The sequence below is a fragment of the Enterococcus sp. DIV1090 genome, from assembly GCF_050537975.1.
GTDB classification, from domain to species: Bacteria; Bacillota; Bacilli; order Lactobacillales; family Enterococcaceae; genus Enterococcus; species Enterococcus faecalis.
This window is the reverse complement of sequence record NZ_CP172917.1, coordinates 540,186-558,020: the sequence shown is the minus strand read 5'-3', so window position 1 is coordinate 558,020 and position 17,835 is coordinate 540,186. Positions and strand designations below refer to the sequence as shown.

The window sequence follows — 17,835 nt, the reverse complement described above, 5'->3', positions numbered from 1 at the left end:
GATAGCTATTTTTTTCAATCTTAAATTAACCAACTTTTAAAGTTTGACCAATATAAATTGTATCCCCGCTTAAGCCATTTAATTGTTTGATTTTTTGGATGCTGATTCCGTATTGCATTGATAAGCCCCAAAGTGAATCACCGCTTTTAACTGTATGGCGTTTGCCTGATGCACTATTTGTTGAAGAAGCATTGCCACCTGCAGAAGCGCCTTTTTTCACGATAATTGTTTGACCAGCAAAAATTAAATCGCCTTTGATCCCGTTCCATGAACGTAGATTAGCGACACTCACGCCAAACTGTGCAGAAATTTTATTCAACGTATCGCCTGATTTAATCGTGTAGGATGTTGTCGCACCGCCACCATTATTCGTAGGCTTGTTCGTATTCGTTGAACCTGAGTTGGCGCCTTTTTTCACGATAATCTTTTGACCAGCAAAAATCAAACTACCGCTGATGTTATTCCAGGCTTGTAAGTTAGCCACACTAACACCGAATTGTGCAGAAATTTTGTTCAAGGTATCGCCTGATTTAATCGTGTAGTACGTATTCGTACCTGATTGATTATTGTTAGAACCACCATTGCTTGAGCCACCGGTGTTACCTGAAGTACCTTTTTTCACAATAATTTTTTGACCAGCGAAGATTAAATCGCCAGAAATGCCATTCCATGAGCGTAAATTAGCAACACTCACGCCATATTGGGCGGCAATTTTGTTCAAGGTATCGCCTGATTTAATTGTGTAGTACGTATTCGTTCCTGATTGATTATTGTTAGAGCCACCGTTGCCTGAGCCACCAGTGTTACCTGAAGCACCTTTTTTCACGATGAGCTTTTGACCAACGAAAATTAAATCGCCAGAGATGCCGTTCCATGAGCGTAAATTAGCAACGCTCACGCCATATTGGGCGGCAATTTTATTCAAGGTATCCCCTGATTTTACAGTATAGTACGTGTTCGTTCCTGATTGATTATTGTTGGAGCCACCGTTGTTTGAGCCACCAGTGTTACCTGAAGCACCTTTTTTCACGATGAGTTTTTGACCAACGAAAATTAAATCGCCAGAGATGCCATTCCATGAGCGTAAATTAGCAACGCTCACACCATATTGCGCGGCAATTTTATTCAAGGTATCTCCTGATTTTACAGTATAGTACGTGTTCGTTCCTGATTGATTGTTAGAACCGCCTGTTCCTGGGTTAACTGTTCCGCCCCCAGTATTTCCACCAGAAGATGGTGTATCATATTGAGTTAAGTTATATGCGGTAATGACATTATTTAATTTAGCATTGTAGCTAGGATCTGTCGCATAACGACCTGTTAACCAAGCAGTTGCATCGCGGTACGAGCTTGTATTGCTTTTCCAAGCCCCAGCATAATAGTAAACGCCCGCTTGGAAAGAAGTTGTTTTTAGCACGTGCGCATTATCTTGGAATGATTCCATGTAAGAAGGATATTTACGGAAAGGTTCTTTTTTCACTAACCATTTGCCGTTTAAATATTCCCATGTATCCATATAGACAGATTGTCCATTGTAGCTGCCTTTAATCCCAAATAAGTTATAGTTTGGTGCCTTAGATAGCGTACTTGCTCCCCAACCACTTTCAACGATTGCTTGAGCCATCATCACTGATGCATATAAATCATTGGCTTGCGCAATAGGTTGTGCACAACGAGCTAACTCGGCAATAAATTCTGAAGGACTTTGCGTCGGTGATAACGCTGAAAAAGTTTGCGCAGAAGCTACTCTAGCTTCTGGTACTTTTACTTCATCATCGGGTGTAACCGCAGGCGCTGCTTCAGACTCGGTTGCTGAAGGAGCTACTGGCGTGATTTCTGCTACTGAAGAATCAGTCGTTCCTGATTCCACAGGTGTAGTTGAATCAACTGTTGGTTGCTCGGTACTTGGTGTTGTTGGTGTTTCTGTTGATGATTCAGTTGTCGATTCAGTCGTTGTTGACGAATCCGTTGTCGGTTGTTCCGCAGTTCCTGGCGTAGTTTCTGTTGTTGGTGTCTCTACTAAGCCAGTTTCCGTAGTAGGTGCTTGGGCAACTTCCGCATTTGTTGGCTGCTCTTCTGTTGCCTCAGCAGTCACTGGTAGTAACGCAACGGGCGTTCCTACAGATGAAACAATTAACGCCGAGCTGAATAAAGTAGTGCTCTTCTTCCATTGTACTGGCGTTTTCTTTCTTTGTTGTGCTTTCCTTCTTTCGATACGTGACATTGATTCTTTCTTCATTGATACGTCCCCAACTTTCCTTTTTTAACTTATATGTAAATGTAATTTTTTAGTTTTGTTATTATAACAAGTATACCTTTTTTTCTGGCTAATTAAAAACACTTCAACAAAATTTCATATTACTGTAACTAGATTGTAAAGAAGTAATGTTTTTTAACATGGATTTACTCTCTTGTTACTACTCGGAAAAAAACTGCGACTTTAGTTGTAGATGCTTCTTTACCTTAGTCTGATTTTTTTAATTCCTCTTGTTATTCGCCCAAAAAGAAATTATAGTTTAAGATGAGAAATGAATCGTGTAGAAAGAGGGAGCGGAATGAATAAAGAACATTTTATTATTGAGCTGAAAATTTATTTAAAAGCGTTAAATCCAAAAGATCAAGCTATTATTCTTGCGAAATACAAGGCGTTATTTGATGCTCGTGTTGCCGAAGGCGAAACAGAAGAACAAGTGGCAAAATCATTGGGGAAACCACGGGTTATCGCAGAAGAAATTTTAAAAGAACAAGGCATTGAATTGACGGAACGAAAAATTGAAAATAATGGCTGGCAAGAAATTCCAGCGGCTACACCTGCTTATGATCATCCCTATGAAGAAGAATCTGAATTTTACTATGATAATGATTCTCCTTACTATCAACGACCACAACATCGGCCGCTAACCCGATTTTTCCAAGTGCTTGGTATTTTCTGTTTAAATTTTTTCTTCATGTTTTGGGTTATTTTAGGGATTGCCTTAATGTACGTCGGTTGTGGCATTGCCGGAGCTGCAACTTTATTTTCACCAATTTATGGTATTTATAGTGTTATTACCCAAGCAAATGCCGCTTCCTTTTTCCAATTATCTATGAGTCTCTTTTTATTTGGTGCATCAATCATTGGTTGGTTACTGTTTCTACCAATTTTAAAATTTTCAGCACATGTCTTTAAGCGTTATTTCCAATGGAACATTGCTGTTTTACGAGGTGATATCTAATGAAAAAAACAACAGGGATTCTCTTATCCATTGCTGTCTTAGCGATGCTAATTGGTGGATCTGGCGCCGTCTATTATTACAAGCAAGCGGAAAAATCAGTCACGCCGCTAAAAGAAAGTTATACACTAAAAAATAAACAAGCAGGCGAAGAACTTCACTTATCCTTAAAAGGCAAAGGCCCTTATACCATTTATAAAACTGATAGTAACAACATGGGATTACGATCACCGAATAATGCCTTTTATTCAAAAGCTGAAGGCACCTTAGATGTCAAAGAAGAAAAAAATAAAATAACAGCAACCATCAATACCACTCGTACACAAAACCAACCCGAGTTGTCATTTTTTAATATTGGCATTTTTAATGACCTCACACCGAACGTGAGTGTCCAGATTCCTAATAACGTGAAAAAGTTAGTGATTGATGGCTCAACCCATTCACAAGTTTCATTGAATGCTTTTAACGTAGACGAATTAACAACTAATCTACCAAATTCTTATGTTAGTCTATCGGGCGTTAAAGCCAAAAAAATGACGCTTAACTCTTCAGATGGTATCTACCTTTCAGCGGATACTTCCGCTAAAACAGCAACAGTTGAAACCACTGACGGCGATATAACGTTGGATTCAGCCTATTTCGATGAAATCAAAAATACGACTACTTCTGGTGATATTCGAGTGCAAAATGCTCGTGGAAACATCCAAGCAACAACGACAGATGGCGATATTAGCGTCTATGATTTCAAAGGAGAAGCTAACTTTTCAAGTGAAAATGGTGATTTTTCTTTAGACATGCCTGCTGTGCCTAAAAAATTAACTGTCGCTCTTGTCCATGGAGATATTTATGTAAATTCTGGAGAAATTTTGCGTAACATTTCAATCAAAGGGGAATCAAAATTAGGCGATGTTCAACTTTTAAACAAAGAGCGAACATCTTATAAGAATGGTCGTGCGGATACAGAGTTTAACCTTTCTAGCGAATTCGGCGATATTACCGTTGATACTCCTGACGACGATAATCAATAAACATGCGCCAGTTAAAACATCTGTTCTGGCACCACAATGAGAGATTGTGGTGCCAGAACTTTTTTAATATCTGTATCCCCTCCAAATCAGGCAATGAAATTATCTTTTAATTTTTTACTCTTTTGATGGTATAATACGGATTGTTGCGATTAAATTTTGAAAGGATTTTTTATGAAAAACAAACTTTATTATCAATTTGCAGGTAGTTGTTTTCTTTTAGTATTTATGTTTTTAGGCTATGTTGTTCGTTTTTATCCAACCTGGCTAAAAGGCTTTGATCAGACGATTACTTCCTTTGTTCGTCGTCCTTTTCCACAGCTAAATAACTTTTTTATTTGGTACACCAAATTTGCCAATTCATTGACGATTATCATCTTAGCAATCGTTGTCATTGCTCTGTTTATTGTTTGGAAATATTATGCTGAAGCATTATGGCTCTTTATTAATACTGCCTTAATTGCTGGCGTAGGTAATTCTTTATTAAAATTATTCTTTATGCGCCAACGTCCTACTTTGGAGCATTTAGTAACTGAACATACGTATAGTTTTCCTAGCGGACATGCTGTCGGAAGCACCTTGTTCTACGGCACAATTTTATTGATTCTGCCAATTTTCATTAAAAATAAAACGGTCCGCCTTTGTGTGCAAATTTTACTAGGTATTGGGATTTTCATGATTGGGGTTAGTCGAATCTATTTAGGTGTCCATTTCCCTAGCGATATCTTAGGTGGTTTTTGTCTTGGTTTAGCTTGGTTGTTATTAAGTTACCCTATTTATTTAGAAAAACGCTTTGTTTGGCGATTTCAAAGCAAACAACGCTAGAAAGAAGTCTTGATTATGCAAATTTTTCCTTATTCAGATGATCCAAATAAACGCTATCACACTTGGAACTATGCACTTCGTCAACAGTTTGGTGAAAAGATTTTTAAAGTGCCAATTGATGGTGGCTTTGATTGCCCCAATCGTGATGGGACGGTTGCCAAAGGTGGTTGTACGTTCTGTAGTGTTTCTGGCTCAGGCGACATGATTGTTGCACCTAGCGATCCCCTGCCGCTTCAATTTCAAAAAGAAATCCAATTGATGCATCAAAAATGGCCAACTGTCGATCAATACATTGTTTACTTCCAAAATTTCACCAATACACATGCGCCCGTTGACGTTATTCGTCATCGGTTTGAACAAGTAGTCAATGAAAAAGGCGTCGTTGGTTTATCCATTGGTACCCGTCCTGATTGTTTGCCTGATGAGGTGGTGAACTATTTAGCTGAATTAAACGAACGCTTTTATTTATGGGTAGAGTTGGGTTTGCAAACCACGTTTGAGGAAACTAGCGCTGCCATTAATCGCGCTCATGATTATCAAACATATCTAGATGGTGTGGCTAAATTACGGAAACACGGGATTCGGGTCTGTACACATTTAATTAACGGGCTACCTGGGGAAACACCTGCCATGATGCGCGAAAATGTGCGGCGAACTATTCAGGATTCAGATATCCAAGGGATTAAACTGCACTTACTTCATTTAATGACAAATACCAAAATGATGCGGGATTATAATGAAGGTCGCTTACAATTGATGAGCAAAGAAGCCTATGTTTCAGTGATTTGTGATCAGTTAGAAATGATTCCACCCGAAATTGTTATTCATCGCTTGACAGGCGATGCTCCCTTTGAAACAATTATCGGACCGATGTGGAGCTTGAAAAAATGGGAAGTCCTCAATGCGATTGATGCGGAAATGAAACGCCGCAACAGTTATCAAGGAAAATATACTGTCATTTCAAGAAAGGAAGTTTTCAATTAATGCTACAAACAGCCCTACATTTTAGTCACCAACTTTTAAAAGAAGTAGTGGAACCTGGCGACTTCGTCATTGATGCAACAATGGGAAATGGTCATGATACAGCATTCTTAGCAGAGCTGGTTGGCCCTTCTGGTGAAGTTTTCGCCTTTGATATCCAAAAAGAAGCGTTGATCAATACAGAACAAAAGTTAACAGAACTTAATTTACTCCCACAAACTACGTTATTTCCATTAGGACATGAACATCTTCATGCTGTCCTAGATGAAGAAACAGAAATCACTGCCGCTATTTTTAACTTAGGCTATTTACCTAAAAGTAATAAGGAAATTATTACAAAACCCGCTACGACTAAACAGGCGTTAGATGGGTTACTGCCTCATTTGGTAAAAGGAAGTCGCATTATTTTAGTCGTTTATTATGGCCACGAAGGTGGTTCAGAGGAACTTGATTTGGTCACGAATTACACGCAAGCCTTACCACAAGATGTTTACAGTGTCTTACGTTATGAGTTTATCAATCAAAAAAATCAGCCACCTGTTCTTTTCTGTATTGAAAAGAAATAAGAGAACATGGTCGGATTGTCTCCAGCAATCTGATCATGTTCTCTTTTATTTGTTTTGTTACTCTGTCAATTCACCATCACGAATACGAACCACTCGATCACAGTATTTCAACAAACGCTCATCATGTGTCACCATGATAATCCCTTTATCTTTCTCTTTGGCCTCTTTCGCTAGTAATTGGACAACATCAAATGCCTTTTCTGTATCTAAACTAGCCGTTGGTTCATCTGCCAAAATTACGTCTGGCTCATGATACAATGCACACGCAATGGCTACCCGTTGTCTTTCCCCACCAGAGAGATCACGAGGATAACTATTTCGTAATTCTTTTAAACCCAACGTCTCTAACAATTGCTCTTTTAATTCACTATTTTTACGTGACTTATCAACTTTTTCAATTAAGTGAAATTGATCTTCCACTGTTAAGAATGGCACCAAATTAGAGCTTTGTAAAATAAAGCCGATTTTTTGAAAACGTTGCGCCAAACGTTGCTTCTTCGTTAACTTATTTAGTGATTGCCCGCCAACAATGACTTCACCACTTGTCGGTGCCTGTAAACCAGCTGCAATCGTTAAAAAGGTACTTTTACCAGAACCAGAAGGACCAATTACTGCGACAAATTCACCTGGCTGAACCGCAAAAGATAATTCTTTTAACGCGATCACTTCTGTATGTTTTTCACCATATTTTTTATAAATATTTTTCATTTCTAAAACATTTGCCATGTCTTTAACCTCCAATCGCGATTAACGGATCAATTTTAGCAATCGTTCGAATTGAAAATGCCCCGCCAATTAATGCAGATAAAATCAATAGTACACTAAACAAAATCATGCGTGGTCCATTAGTTGCATAAGGCATCGCTTCTGGTAAAAAGAGCACGGTAATTCCCGTTAAAGCAAGACCAATCGCCACTCCTAGAACAGCCAATAAAGCGGTTTGTAGCATGACTGCCTTTGCTAAGAAACTAGTCGGCACCCCTTGAACTTTTAAGACACCGAACATTGCTGTTTTCTGTAAAGTCATCACAAAGATAAAAATACCGATAATGAACGCTGCAATCACAATCAAGAAATAAATCATGCCATCCAAGGTCAAGTTTTGAGCGCTGTATCCTGGTAGTTTTTCAATAAAATCTGAAATTGAAAGAACTTGGCTGTCTTTATTAGTCGTTTTAACTTCCGCGTTGTCCTTGCTGCAAACAATGAAACCATTAACCATTTTGGCCATTGCTGGATTGTCACCATATTTAATTGACCGCCAAGTATCCAGAGAAGTGTAAATAACTGGCACAATGTTATAGCTACTTTTAGAAATAAAGCCGACAATTTCTAATTGCTCATCATATTTCCCTGCAGTTAATTTGTCGCCAATTTTAAATCCTTGATTTTTCAATGTTTCTGAAGCAATCACTTGATTTTTATCAGTAAATGCGTTTCCTTCAATCACTTTTGGCATTAAAAAACTTTCATTTTCAATCCCAAATAAGCTAACATTCGTTAATTCAGCCTTTTTATCATCTGCTGGGCGGATGGCTAAAGATTGTTGACCAATCGGTGCAATTTTGCCTCCTGAAATCGTTTCTTTCACGTTTTCATCTAACACTGATACATTTAAATTACTATTGGCCTCTTTTGATAAAACCACTTGATTCGCTTGCCATTGATCTACGGCTAAACGATTTCCTTGAGCTAAACCGTTCGCTAAACCTGACAAAATAAAAATTAACCAAGCAATCAAGACCATTACCAAGACTACAAGGACGTACCGTCCTTTTGAATACTTCATTTCATTAAATCCTAAAAACATGAATGGTTCACCTCTTTCTTCTTTTCGAAATAAACTATATCACTTATCAATCGATAAATCAATAATTATTTATCGATTGATAAGTGAATTTTACAAAAAAATAGAGAAGTCTGTTTTTCAACAGGGCTTCTCTATTTTTTATTTGTGACTTTTCAGAACGCCATGTAGCATAAATTGAATAAATTTTTTGACATCGTCATCCACTGTTTTTCGCTGGTACGTTTTTTCAATACTTAATAATGCACTAACGTTATATAAAATAAACCGAGTTGCATCATCTACACTGATGCCCTCTTGTAAGCAATTGGTTTCAGGTTCACTTTCAAAAATAGCCGCAATATTATTGATATAGGTTTTTTTGAAAATTTGATACAGCGTACGATTGTAATCAGGGCCCATTTCTTGAAACATGTCGTTCAACATTAAGAAAAGATTGGTCGGATGTTCATCTAACAAAACTTTGATTAATTGATAAAGTTTTTCTTCTACTGATGCATTTCCAGAAACAATTGGGACTAATTCTTCCTGAACACGGGACGTTAATTCTTCAATCACAGCTAAATACAGTTCTTTTTTATTTTTAAAATGGTGATAGAGATTCGGTTGGGTAATGTTCGCTTTTAAAGCAATTTCACGAGTGGAGGTATTTTTGAACCCCTTTGTCATGAATAATTCAGAAGCGACAGACAAAATAATTTGCCGTGTACGTTCTAAATCAGCTTTGCGTTTATTTGGCTTTTCCATGGTTTTCTCGCCCCCTGCTGCTTTTTATTTTAGCATATTCTCCGGCAAGAAACGAGAGACCTTTATACAAAAAACGAAAAATATACAATCAATGTGTCTACTATTTGGAGAAGAATCGCGCAATAATACCACCACTGCAGATGTATCAGCCAGCCTTTTTCGCCCCCAAAATAAATCAACCACTGCAGTCCAGATAAAAAACTATTAGCCAACAACCAAAAAAGCAGCACTGATTTTTCCATCGATTCTCTCTGAATACACTCAGTACAAATAAAGTATTTAGCACCAAAAACGTGCGCCGTAATTGCCGTACATTCCTCATTTTCCCCATTGATATATCTCCTTTTTCTATTTAGCATAGCAAAAAAAGAAGCAAATGAGAATGACTCATTTTGCTTCTTTTTCGACTTATTCAAAAACAAATTGATTTTTATAAAGTTCCGCATAGAATCCATCTTGTTCAACTAGTTCATGGTGGTTGCCTTCTTCAATGACTTCACCGTCTCGTAAAACAATAATCCGATCCGCATTTAGAATCGTTTTCAAACGATGGGCAATCACAAAACTGGTGCGCCCTTTAATTGCTTCGTCCATCGCTTTTTGGATTTTAGCTTCTGTTACTGTATCAACATTACTTGTTGCTTCATCCAAAATTAATAATTCTGGATTGGTAATAATCGTTCGTGCAATACTTACTAATTGCTTTTGCCCCGTACTGAAAAGGTTATTCTCTTCCGTAATCTCAGTATCGTAGCCTTGCTCAAGATTTACAATAAATTCATGGATATTCGCTTGTTTCGCTGCTTGAACAATTTCTTCATCCGTGGCCTCTGGCTTACCAAAAGCAATATTCTCACGAATTGTTCCTGAAAATAGAACGGACTCTTGCAAAACAATGCCTACATGTGAACGCAAGCTATCTAAATCCATTTCACGAATGTCCACACCATCAAACGTCACGGCGCCTTCATTCACATCATAAAAGCGATTCATTAAATTCATAATCGTTGTTTTTCCTGAGCCTGTCGGTCCGACCAAAGCGACCATTTCACCTTTATCCACATGAATAGAAACATCTTTCAACACAGGCGTTTCTGGATTATAGCCAAAAACAACATGATTTAAAGCCACAGCTTTGTTAATCTCTTCTAATTTTTCGCCATTTTCGGGACGAATTTCATCTGGTTCATCAAACATCTCATTTAAACGACGAGCGCCTGTAACAGCTAATTGAATCATGCTATAACCTGAAGAAATTTGCATCAATGGTTGATAATATTGTTGGGAATATTGGACAAACATAACGACTAAACCTAACGCAGCGGCACGATCAACAGAGCCATTGATTGCTAACCAACCACCAAAGAAAATAACAATCGCCGTATTGACTAATGACATTCCTTGCATCATTGGGAAAAGTAATCCTGAATACACTTGACCTTTATACGTAGCTGCACGAACTTTTTCATTTTGCTCTAAAAAGCCGTCAATGGTTTCTTCTTGTAAGCCATTGGTGATAATCACACGTTGCCCACTAATTTTTTCATCCATATAGCCATTTAATTTACCCACTTCATCTTGTTGTAAATCGACATATTTACGCGCCTTGCTAATCACAAAGACCGCAATTAAAATCGCAATCGGCGTAGAAGCAATTGTGGCCCATGCTAGTTCCACATTTTGACGGAACATCATGATTAAGACACCAACCAATAAGGCTATATTGGTTAATACTTGTAGCAACGCTTGGTTTAAACTGTTTTGGATGTTGTCTAAATCACTAGTAAAACGACTTAAAATTTCACCATCTTGATGAGAATCAAAGAAACGAATCGTCAATTTTTCTAATTTATTAAACAAACCAATCCGCATGCGGTTTGTCGATTTCCCCACGACTTGTGTAAAGAGAATACTATAAATGAAACTAGCGGCACTAGTTAAGACATAAAAAATGAGTAGTTTCCAAATGACAGAAACGAACGCACTTTTATCGTCTTTTCCTTGCATCACATTAACCGCATATTTCGCTAATTCCTGAATAGCTTCCCCAACGAATTGCGGCGCTTTGACTTGTAAATAAGTCGCTGCGAAAATTGCTAAGAAAATAAAGAGGAAAGAAACTTTGTAACGTTTTAAATAATGATAGAAAAATTTACTAGCTTTTATTAAATCAGTCATTAAGCTTCCTCCTTTCCTTTTTGAGTTTCATAAATTTCTTGATACACGGGGTTCGTAGCTGCTAATTCTTCATGCGTGCCTTCCCCGACTAAACGTCCATTATCCAATACTAAAATACGATCTGCATGGACAACAGAAGAAATTTTTTGGGCAATAACGATCGTGGTAGTCTCTTTTAACTCTTTATCCAACGCTTCTCGGACTAACCGCTCCGAACGAGCATCCAACGCGCTGGTACTATCATCTAAAATCAAAATTTTAGGTTCACCAATCACACCTCTTGTAATTGATAACCGTTGTTTTTGTCCACCAGAAAAGTTATTACTCCGTTCTTCGACGGGTGCATCATAACCTTCTGCTAATTTTTCAATAAATTCCTTGGCTTGGGCGATGCCTGAAGCCCGTTCCATGTCCGCTTCAGAAGCGTCACGTTTACCATGGCGTAGATTTTGCGCAATCGTTCCAGAGAACAGGATTGCTTTTTGCAACACAAAGGAAACTGTTTTTCGTAAACTGTGTTCGTTCACTTCTCGTAAATCGACACCACCAACTTCAATCTTTCCTTCTGTCGGATCAAACAAACGTGGAATTAATTGTGCCAATGTAGATTTACCAGCGCCAGTTGCGCCCACAATCCCAATCATTTCACCTGGCTGAATAGAGAAAGAGATGTCTTTCAAGGTATCTTCTTCATCCCCAGGATAACGGAAAGATACGTGATCAAACTCAACACTACCAATTAACTCTTGTTCTGGGACTTTTTTGTAGGTAACATCTGGTTCTGTTTCCATCACTTCTTTAATCCGCTTAATGGAAACAGCGGCACGAGAAGTCATCATCATCATCATTCCGCCGATAATAATCGCCATCATGATTTGCATTAAATAGTTCATAAAGGAAGCGACACCACCGATTAAAGTTGGATCGTCCTTGACTAAGTTACTCACAAAGAAAATTGAGCCTACAACAGCTAAGTTCGCCACCAACATAAACGCTGGAATCATCACAGCAAATAAGCTACCTACGATTAAGTTATGGGTGGTTAATTCTTCACTCACTTTTGTAAAACGTGACAATTGATTTTTTTCTTGAACAAATGATTTGACGACACGAATGCCTAACAAATTTTCTTTTGCAATACCATTAATCTTATCAATCAAGTTTTGAATAATCATGAAATGCTTGCCCATTTGCGAAAAGGACAGCATAGAAATCAAAATAACTGCGATGACAAGTGCAACAATCACCCACCATAGTTGTGGCAAGGTTAGCATCGCTAAAATAAAACTCCCGATAAATAAAAAAGGAATTCTAAAAAGTGTCTGCAACGCAATCATAATGACATTTTGAATTTGAGTAACGTCATTTGTTAAACGAACAACTAAGTTACCTGCTGAAAATTTTTCGATATTGCCAAATGAAAAGGTTTGGATTTTGCGGAAAGTTGCTTCACGAATGTCAGCACTGACACCTTGGGCAACTTTGGCAGAAAAAATTGTATTAATAACCCCTGCAACGAGTCCTAATCCTGCAATGGCAATTAATTGAATCCCTAAGTTTTTCATTTTGTCGCTATCGTCATTCATAATTGCTTCCAACACTTGTTGTAACAATTTTGGTTGCCAAAGTGCTGAGACAACCATTACGATCACCGCCAACAAGGCAATAACTACCGAGCCTTTGTATTTTTTGGCGTGTTGAATAATAAGGTCCATCTTATCCCTACTTTCTTAAAATAGTTCCCTGCTTCTTCAGTGTTGGTCTGCGAATTCTTCCCCATTACAAAAAAATCAATTTGCTCATTGACTTCACCAATTTAACACTGTAAAATAAGGCCGATTCATAATTTACCATTTTTAGTGGTAAAATACAAGCGAACAAGTTAATTTTTCACAAGTTTTTCCTATCATAAAGTGTACCTTCTTTTTGATAAACTTACGAAGATAACGTTTAATAGGAGCTAAAATCATGGAACCGAAATTATCAAAAGACACGATTATTGCAGCCGCATTTTCTTTGTTAGAAAAAAGTCCCACTTTAGAACAACTTTCTATGCGTAAAGTCGCCAAACAGCTTGGTGTACAGGCGCCCGCAATTTATTGGTATTTTAAAAATAAGCAAGCCTTACTTCAAAGTATGGCTGAAGCGATTGAAGAGCACTTTCAAGAACCTGCATTATGTGGTGAATGGTATTCTGACTTACTAGCCTTCATGGAAAACTATTATGATCTCTATCAACAATTTCCCTGTGCCGTAGCTATCGAAATCCAAACCGTCCCTGCCTATCCCCAACGATTACGCCATTTGAATCAAATGATGGGCATTTTAAGAGAAGCAGGTTTTTCACCAGAAATGACTCATTTAGCAGTAACGTCTTTACAACATCTTTTATTTGGGATGATTATGGACGCAACGGAGGAAAAACAGCTCGTTTCGCAAGTATTGAACGGAGATGACTATTTAAAAGAACAAGTGCTGCACATGAAACAATATGTCTCCGACAATGAGTTAACGTACATGGAGGAAAGCATTCAATTTCGACACTCCATCCACCAAAAATCCGCCTTTATTCAAGCCGTTAAAACCTACTTAGATGGGTTGCAAGCAGACAACACCTCTTCATCGAAATAAAAAAAGCCCTTGGTCCGTCAGTCGAAATGACTGACGGACCAAGGGTTAACTTTTAAAATAAATGGCGAAAACTACTTTCTCTATTTTGGTATTGGTAGCCAAGCCAAGGCTTTTTGAATCCATTCATCCCAGAAAACCCAATCATGTTCTCCTGGTCCAGTTTCAAAAGTGTAACTTGCCTGTGCCTGTTCCAACGCTTGAGCCATCTGTTGATTAGCAGAAAGTAACATATCTTGCTCCCCACAACAAAGGTAAAATTGGGGCATTTCTGTTTGGCTTTCTACTAATTGTTGTAATAAATACAGCGGATCGTGAATGGAACCTTCAATTTGATCTAACGGGCCAAAAATACCTTCCCAATAGCTTCGCTTACGGACTTTTAATAATTCCCCAAAACTAGTGGATGATAAACTAACTGCCCCAGACAAAGAAGCAACGGCTGCAAAAGATTCTGGTTTCGCTAATCCTAATTTCAAGGCGCCATAACCACCCATTGACAAACCAGCGGCAAAGTTTTTTTCTCGTTTTGTACTTAACTGTGGAAAGAGTTGATGACAAATTCTCGGTAATTCTTCTGAGATAAACGTCCAATAGTTCATATCGTATTGTGTGTCCGTATACCAAGCTAAATCCGTGGACGGCATAATGACAGCAATCCCCAAATCAGCGACATACCGCTCAATAGAGGTTCTGCGAGCCCAGACACTGTGATTCCCTCCCATCCCATGTAATAAATACAACACGGGAATATCTGTCAATGCTGCTTGGGTACTTGTGCCCACTTTTTTTACCGTTTCTTGTGGTAAAATTACGTTCACATTCACTTCCATTTCCAATACATTTGAATAAATATTTGCTTGTAAAAAGGCCATCTACTTTTCCCTCCAATACTCTTTCTATTAGTGTACCACTAAACCTTCGCTCGTTGCGCTTTTGCAAAAATATTTAACAAAAGAGCGACAACAACTAAGCCCGCACCGACTAAGTAAACATTATGCAGACCTGCATAGAGGATACCGCGTAATGGTTTTAACAACGTAGCTGGAATTAAATTTGCAGTATGTGGATTCACTAATTGATTCATGACATCTGCATCGACGTTTAACGCGCTCGCTTCCAATTTCGCAAACATTCCTGCATTTAAAATCACACCAAAAATTGACACCATCACAGTCTGCCCAATTGTACGCACCAACGTATTAAACGATGTTGCAACCCCCATTTTTTCAGGCTCCACTGTACTTTGTGCTGTCACCGTAGTCGTTGTGATAGTAATCCCAAAACCAACTCCTAAGACAGAAGACACTACAAAGAAAAGCCAAAACGGAACGGCCATTGGCATTACCACTAAAAAGATGGCCCCGACTAATAGAATCGATAACCCAATCGTTAAGACTTTTTTCATAGCATATTTTTCCATAAAGCTACTTGCTATAAATGATCCAGCCATCCAAAGTAACGACATAGGCGCTAAAACTAAGCCACCAATTCCTGCACTTTTTCCTAAGACACCTTGCATCCACATCGGAATGTAGACATCAATCCCCATTAAGAAACCGCTAATAAGCGCTGCAATAAGATTTACTAAAACAAACGTTGGTTGATTAAATAAATGCAAATCAATCACTGGGTCTTGCGCGCGTTTTTCTATCATCACAAACGCTACAAAAAAGAGCACACTCAAACTCAAACAACCAAATGTTACTAATGTAAAACCATTATCGCTAATCATTTGAAAACCTAGCAATAACGTTAGCAACACTGCCATCAAAGTAACGCTGCCCAAAATATCCATTGGCATCTTGGTCCGTTCCCGCTTTGGTTCAACTAAGAAAATACTAATCAAGCCCAATAAAACAAGTCCAATAGGAACATTAATGAAGAAAATCCAATGCCAACCGACTGTATCTACAATAAAACCACCTGCTAACGGACCAAAAATACTAGCAATTCCCCAGGCGGCACTGTTTAAACCTAAAATTTTCGCTCGCTTGTCCAATGTATACATATCGGCAATAATCGTTAATGCAACTGGTAAAATTGCGCCTGCCCCCACACCTTGAATTGCGCGGGCAATAATTAAGGTCAACATATCTTGAGCAAAGCCACACAACGAGGAGCCCAAAATAAAAATGATAATGCCAATCATGAAGACAGGTTTACGACCAATTTTATCCGCAAGTTTCCCATAAATCGGTGTTAACATCGCATTCGTTAATAAATAAATTGAAAATACCCAGTTCATAATTTCCATGCCATGTAACGAGCCGACAATCGTTGGCATCGCAGTAGACACAATGGTCCCTTCAATGGCTGTCATAAATGTTGCCACAAAAACACTCACCGTGACTAACTTAACATTTGTTTCTTTTGCCATTTATTCACATCCTTTTCTATTCAATTGTCAATTTTCTAAATTGCTCCATAGCTATTCTATACAAAAAAGAACAAAATGTCTTAAAAAAATGCTTTTTCATAAAAAAATTATTGCAAAAAAAACAAGAAGTCAGCCAAGTATTGGCTGACTTCTTGTTTTTTTATTTAATTATTCAGCTAAACTAGCTTTTAACGCTTCAACTTTATCTGTTTGTTCCCACGGTAAATCAATATCTGTTCGACCAAAATGACCATAAGCCGCAGTTTGTTTATAAATTGGGCGACGTAAATCTAGCATTTCAATAATACCTGCTGGACGTAAATCAAAGTTTTTACGAACTGCTTCGATTAATTTACTTTCTGGAAGATCACTCGTACCAAACGTATTAATAGAAATAGACACTGGTTGCGCCACACCAATTGCATAAGCTAATTGGACTTCTACTTTTTTCGCCAAACCAGCAGCAACAATGTTTTTCGCGATATAACGCGCAGCATAACTAGCAGAGCGGTCAACTTTGGTTGCATCTTTTCCAGAAAAAGCACCGCCGCCATGACGAGCATAACCGCCATAAGTATCAACGATAATTTTACGACCAGTTAAGCCGGCATCTCCTTGAGGGCCACCGATTACAAAGCGACCAGTTGGGTTGATAAAGTATTTTGTTTCATCATCTAAAAGTTCATGAGGAATCACCTCATTGATTACTTGTTCTTTAATATCTTTTTCGATTTGTTCTAAGGTTGTTTCATCATCATGTTGTGTACTGATGACAATCGTATCCACACGTTGTGGTTGACCTTGATCATCATATTCCACTGTTACTTGAGATTTTGCATCAGGACGTAAGTAAGGTAAGACTTTTTCCTTCCGCAATTCTGCTAAACGGCGAACCAAACGATGACTTAACGCGATCGGTAATGGCATTAATTCTGGTGTTTCGTCAACAGCAAAACCAAACATTAAGCCTTGGTCACCAGCGCCAATATCGTCTTTTTCATCTTGATCACGCACTTCTAAGGCTGCGTCAACCCCTTGAGCGATATCAGGTGATTGCTCATCGATTGCTACAAGAACTGCGACAGTCTCTCCATCAAATCCATATTTTGCTCGTGTATAACCAATATCTTTCACAGTTTGACGAACAATTTTTTGGATATCTACATAAGCTGTTGTAGAAATTTCTCCAAATACTAGGACTAAACCAGTTGTTACGGATGTTTCACATGCCACGCGGGCCATCGGATCTTTCTCCAAAATCGCATCTAAAATTGCATCACTGACTTGGTCAGCTACCTTATCTGGATGTCCTTCTGAAACGGATTCTGATGTAAATAAATGTCTTTCTGTCATAATGTTATTCCCCCTAAATAGTTTCGGTTACAAGGCATCTTTAGTAAGTAACGACAATTACTTGCTAAATCCTTTCGGGAACTTGTAACAAAAACAGTATACCAGATATCTAAAAAAAAAGCTTAGGTTTTCA

At 38.2% G+C, this 17,835-nt stretch carries 16 protein-coding genes and 1 riboswitch; of the genes, 6 read left to right on the top strand and 10 right to left on the bottom strand.

Translation table 11 applies throughout. The features are described from left to right. Positions 1-25: 25 nt before the first annotated feature. Complete coding sequence (locus IGL48_RS02730; protein ID WP_048949528.1) at positions 26-2,239, bottom strand: autolysin; 2,214 nt, start codon at positions 2,237-2,239, stop codon at positions 26-28. A 316-nt stretch (positions 2,240-2,555) separates the two neighbouring features. On the opposite strand from IGL48_RS02730, the gene IGL48_RS02725 reads away from it, so the two are divergent. From IGL48_RS02725 to IGL48_RS02705, 5 genes are all read left to right on the top strand, one after another. Continuing rightward, positions 2,556-3,215 carry a DUF1700 domain-containing protein gene (locus IGL48_RS02725; RefSeq protein WP_002381265.1) on the top strand — a complete coding sequence of 220 codons (660 nt, stop codon included), beginning with the start codon at positions 2,556-2,558 and terminating at the stop codon, positions 3,213-3,215. Then, positions 3,215-4,240, top strand: coding sequence for a DUF4097 family beta strand repeat-containing protein (locus tag IGL48_RS02720; protein WP_002420084.1), 1,026 nt, complete (start codon positions 3,215-3,217; stop codon positions 4,238-4,240). The genes IGL48_RS02725 and IGL48_RS02720 overlap by 1 nt, the downstream gene beginning before the upstream one ends. 171 nt (positions 4,241-4,411) lie before the next feature. Then, positions 4,412-5,062 carry a phosphatase PAP2 family protein gene (locus tag IGL48_RS02715; RefSeq protein WP_002355669.1) on the top strand — a complete coding sequence of 217 codons (651 nt, stop codon included), beginning with the start codon at positions 4,412-4,414 and terminating at the stop codon, positions 5,060-5,062. A gap of 15 nt (positions 5,063-5,077) precedes the next feature. Further along, the gene (locus tag IGL48_RS02710) at positions 5,078-6,046 is read left to right on the top strand and encodes a TIGR01212 family radical SAM protein (protein WP_010824435.1); all 969 of its coding nucleotides are present in this window, start codon (positions 5,078-5,080) and stop codon (positions 6,044-6,046) included. Then, a complete protein-coding gene (locus IGL48_RS02705; protein WP_002355667.1) occupies positions 6,046-6,609 on the top strand; it encodes a class I SAM-dependent methyltransferase in 564 nt (187 codons plus the stop codon). Before IGL48_RS02710 ends, IGL48_RS02705 begins: the two co-directional genes overlap by 1 nt. Positions 6,610-6,666: 57 nt before the next feature. Here IGL48_RS02705 and IGL48_RS02700 read toward each other — a convergent pair whose 3' ends face one another. The 6 genes from IGL48_RS02700 to erfC form a co-directional block, all read right to left on the bottom strand. Next, on the bottom strand, positions 6,667-7,335 hold the full coding sequence (locus IGL48_RS02700) for an ABC transporter ATP-binding protein (protein WP_002363221.1): 669 nt from the start codon (positions 7,333-7,335) through the stop codon (positions 6,667-6,669). 4 nt (positions 7,336-7,339) lie between these two features. Continuing rightward, positions 7,340-8,419 (bottom strand): ABC transporter permease, encoded by a 1,080-nt coding sequence (locus tag IGL48_RS02695; protein ID WP_048949527.1) that lies wholly within the window; start codon positions 8,417-8,419, stop codon positions 7,340-7,342. Between the two features lie 138 nt (positions 8,420-8,557). Beyond that, positions 8,558-9,163: a TetR/AcrR family transcriptional regulator gene (locus IGL48_RS02690; RefSeq protein WP_002355664.1), complete on the bottom strand. Its 606-nt coding sequence runs from the start codon at positions 9,161-9,163 to the stop codon at positions 8,558-8,560. A gap of 62 nt (positions 9,164-9,225) precedes the next feature. Beyond that, entirely contained in the window at positions 9,226-9,405 is a 180-nt protein-coding gene (locus tag IGL48_RS02685) for a hypothetical protein (RefSeq protein ID WP_239660141.1), read from the bottom strand. 166 nt (positions 9,406-9,571) lie between these two features. Then, positions 9,572-11,341 (bottom strand): multidrug ABC transporter ATP-binding protein/permease ErfD, encoded by a 1,770-nt coding sequence (gene erfD / locus IGL48_RS02680; RefSeq protein ID WP_002358756.1) that lies wholly within the window; start codon positions 11,339-11,341, stop codon positions 9,572-9,574. Then, complete coding sequence (gene erfC / locus IGL48_RS02675; protein ID WP_002355662.1) at positions 11,341-13,056, bottom strand: multidrug ABC transporter ATP-binding protein/permease ErfC; 1,716 nt, start codon at positions 13,054-13,056, stop codon at positions 11,341-11,343. Before erfC ends, erfD begins: the two co-directional genes overlap by 1 nt. Before the next feature lie 253 nt (positions 13,057-13,309). On the opposite strand from erfC, the gene IGL48_RS02670 reads away from it, so the two are divergent. Further along, entirely contained in the window at positions 13,310-13,972 is a 663-nt protein-coding gene (locus tag IGL48_RS02670) for a TetR/AcrR family transcriptional regulator (RefSeq protein ID WP_002358755.1), read from the top strand. An 80-nt stretch (positions 13,973-14,052) separates the two neighbouring features. On the opposite strand, the gene IGL48_RS02665 is transcribed toward IGL48_RS02670, so the two are convergent. The 3 genes from IGL48_RS02665 to metK form a co-directional block, all read right to left on the bottom strand. Then, on the bottom strand, positions 14,053-14,844 hold the full coding sequence (locus tag IGL48_RS02665; protein WP_282853292.1) for an alpha/beta hydrolase: 792 nt from the start codon (positions 14,842-14,844) through the stop codon (positions 14,053-14,055). Between the two features lie 38 nt (positions 14,845-14,882). Continuing rightward, positions 14,883-16,349, bottom strand: coding sequence for an MDR family MFS transporter (locus tag IGL48_RS02660; protein WP_048949526.1), 1,467 nt, complete (start codon positions 16,347-16,349; stop codon positions 14,883-14,885). A gap of 168 nt (positions 16,350-16,517) precedes the next feature. Next, positions 16,518-17,702 (bottom strand): methionine adenosyltransferase, encoded by a 1,185-nt coding sequence (gene metK / locus IGL48_RS02655; RefSeq protein ID WP_002355656.1) that lies wholly within the window; start codon positions 17,700-17,702, stop codon positions 16,518-16,520. Next, positions 17,700-17,795, bottom strand: a riboswitch (SMK box riboswitch). Its footprint overlaps the gene before it by 3 nt. Positions 17,796-17,835 lie beyond the last annotated feature (40 nt).

What these genes read in the sequence shown, in the direction of transcription:
- IGL48_RS02730 (WP_048949528.1), bottom strand. Translation starts at nt 2,239, where the DNA reads ATGAAGAAAGAATCAATGTCACGTATCGAAAGAAGGAAAGCACAACAA.
- IGL48_RS02725 (WP_002381265.1), top strand. Translation starts at nt 2,556, where the DNA reads ATGAATAAAGAACATTTTATTATTGAGCTGAAAATTTATTTAAAAGCG.
- IGL48_RS02720 (WP_002420084.1), top strand. Translation starts at nt 3,215, where the DNA reads ATGAAAAAAACAACAGGGATTCTCTTATCCATTGCTGTCTTAGCGATG.
- IGL48_RS02715 (WP_002355669.1), top strand. Translation starts at nt 4,412, where the DNA reads ATGAAAAACAAACTTTATTATCAATTTGCAGGTAGTTGTTTTCTTTTA.
- IGL48_RS02710 (WP_010824435.1), top strand. Translation starts at nt 5,078, where the DNA reads ATGCAAATTTTTCCTTATTCAGATGATCCAAATAAACGCTATCACACT.
- IGL48_RS02705 (WP_002355667.1), top strand. Translation starts at nt 6,046, where the DNA reads ATGCTACAAACAGCCCTACATTTTAGTCACCAACTTTTAAAAGAAGTA.
- IGL48_RS02700 (WP_002363221.1), bottom strand. Translation starts at nt 7,335, where the DNA reads ATGGCAAATGTTTTAGAAATGAAAAATATTTATAAAAAATATGGTGAA.
- IGL48_RS02695 (WP_048949527.1), bottom strand. Translation starts at nt 8,419, where the DNA reads ATGTTTTTAGGATTTAATGAAATGAAGTATTCAAAAGGACGGTACGTC.
- IGL48_RS02690 (WP_002355664.1), bottom strand. Translation starts at nt 9,163, where the DNA reads ATGGAAAAGCCAAATAAACGCAAAGCTGATTTAGAACGTACACGGCAA.
- IGL48_RS02685 (WP_239660141.1), bottom strand. Translation starts at nt 9,405, where the DNA reads ATGGAAAAATCAGTGCTGCTTTTTTGGTTGTTGGCTAATAGTTTTTTA.
- erfD (WP_002358756.1), bottom strand. Translation starts at nt 11,341, where the DNA reads ATGACTGATTTAATAAAAGCTAGTAAATTTTTCTATCATTATTTAAAA.
- erfC (WP_002355662.1), bottom strand. Translation starts at nt 13,056, where the DNA reads ATGGACCTTATTATTCAACACGCCAAAAAATACAAAGGCTCGGTAGTT.
- IGL48_RS02670 (WP_002358755.1), top strand. Translation starts at nt 13,310, where the DNA reads ATGGAACCGAAATTATCAAAAGACACGATTATTGCAGCCGCATTTTCT.
- IGL48_RS02665 (WP_282853292.1), bottom strand. Translation starts at nt 14,844, where the DNA reads ATGGCCTTTTTACAAGCAAATATTTATTCAAATGTATTGGAAATGGAA.
- IGL48_RS02660 (WP_048949526.1), bottom strand. Translation starts at nt 16,349, where the DNA reads ATGGCAAAAGAAACAAATGTTAAGTTAGTCACGGTGAGTGTTTTTGTG.
- metK (WP_002355656.1), bottom strand. Translation starts at nt 17,702, where the DNA reads ATGACAGAAAGACATTTATTTACATCAGAATCCGTTTCAGAAGGACAT.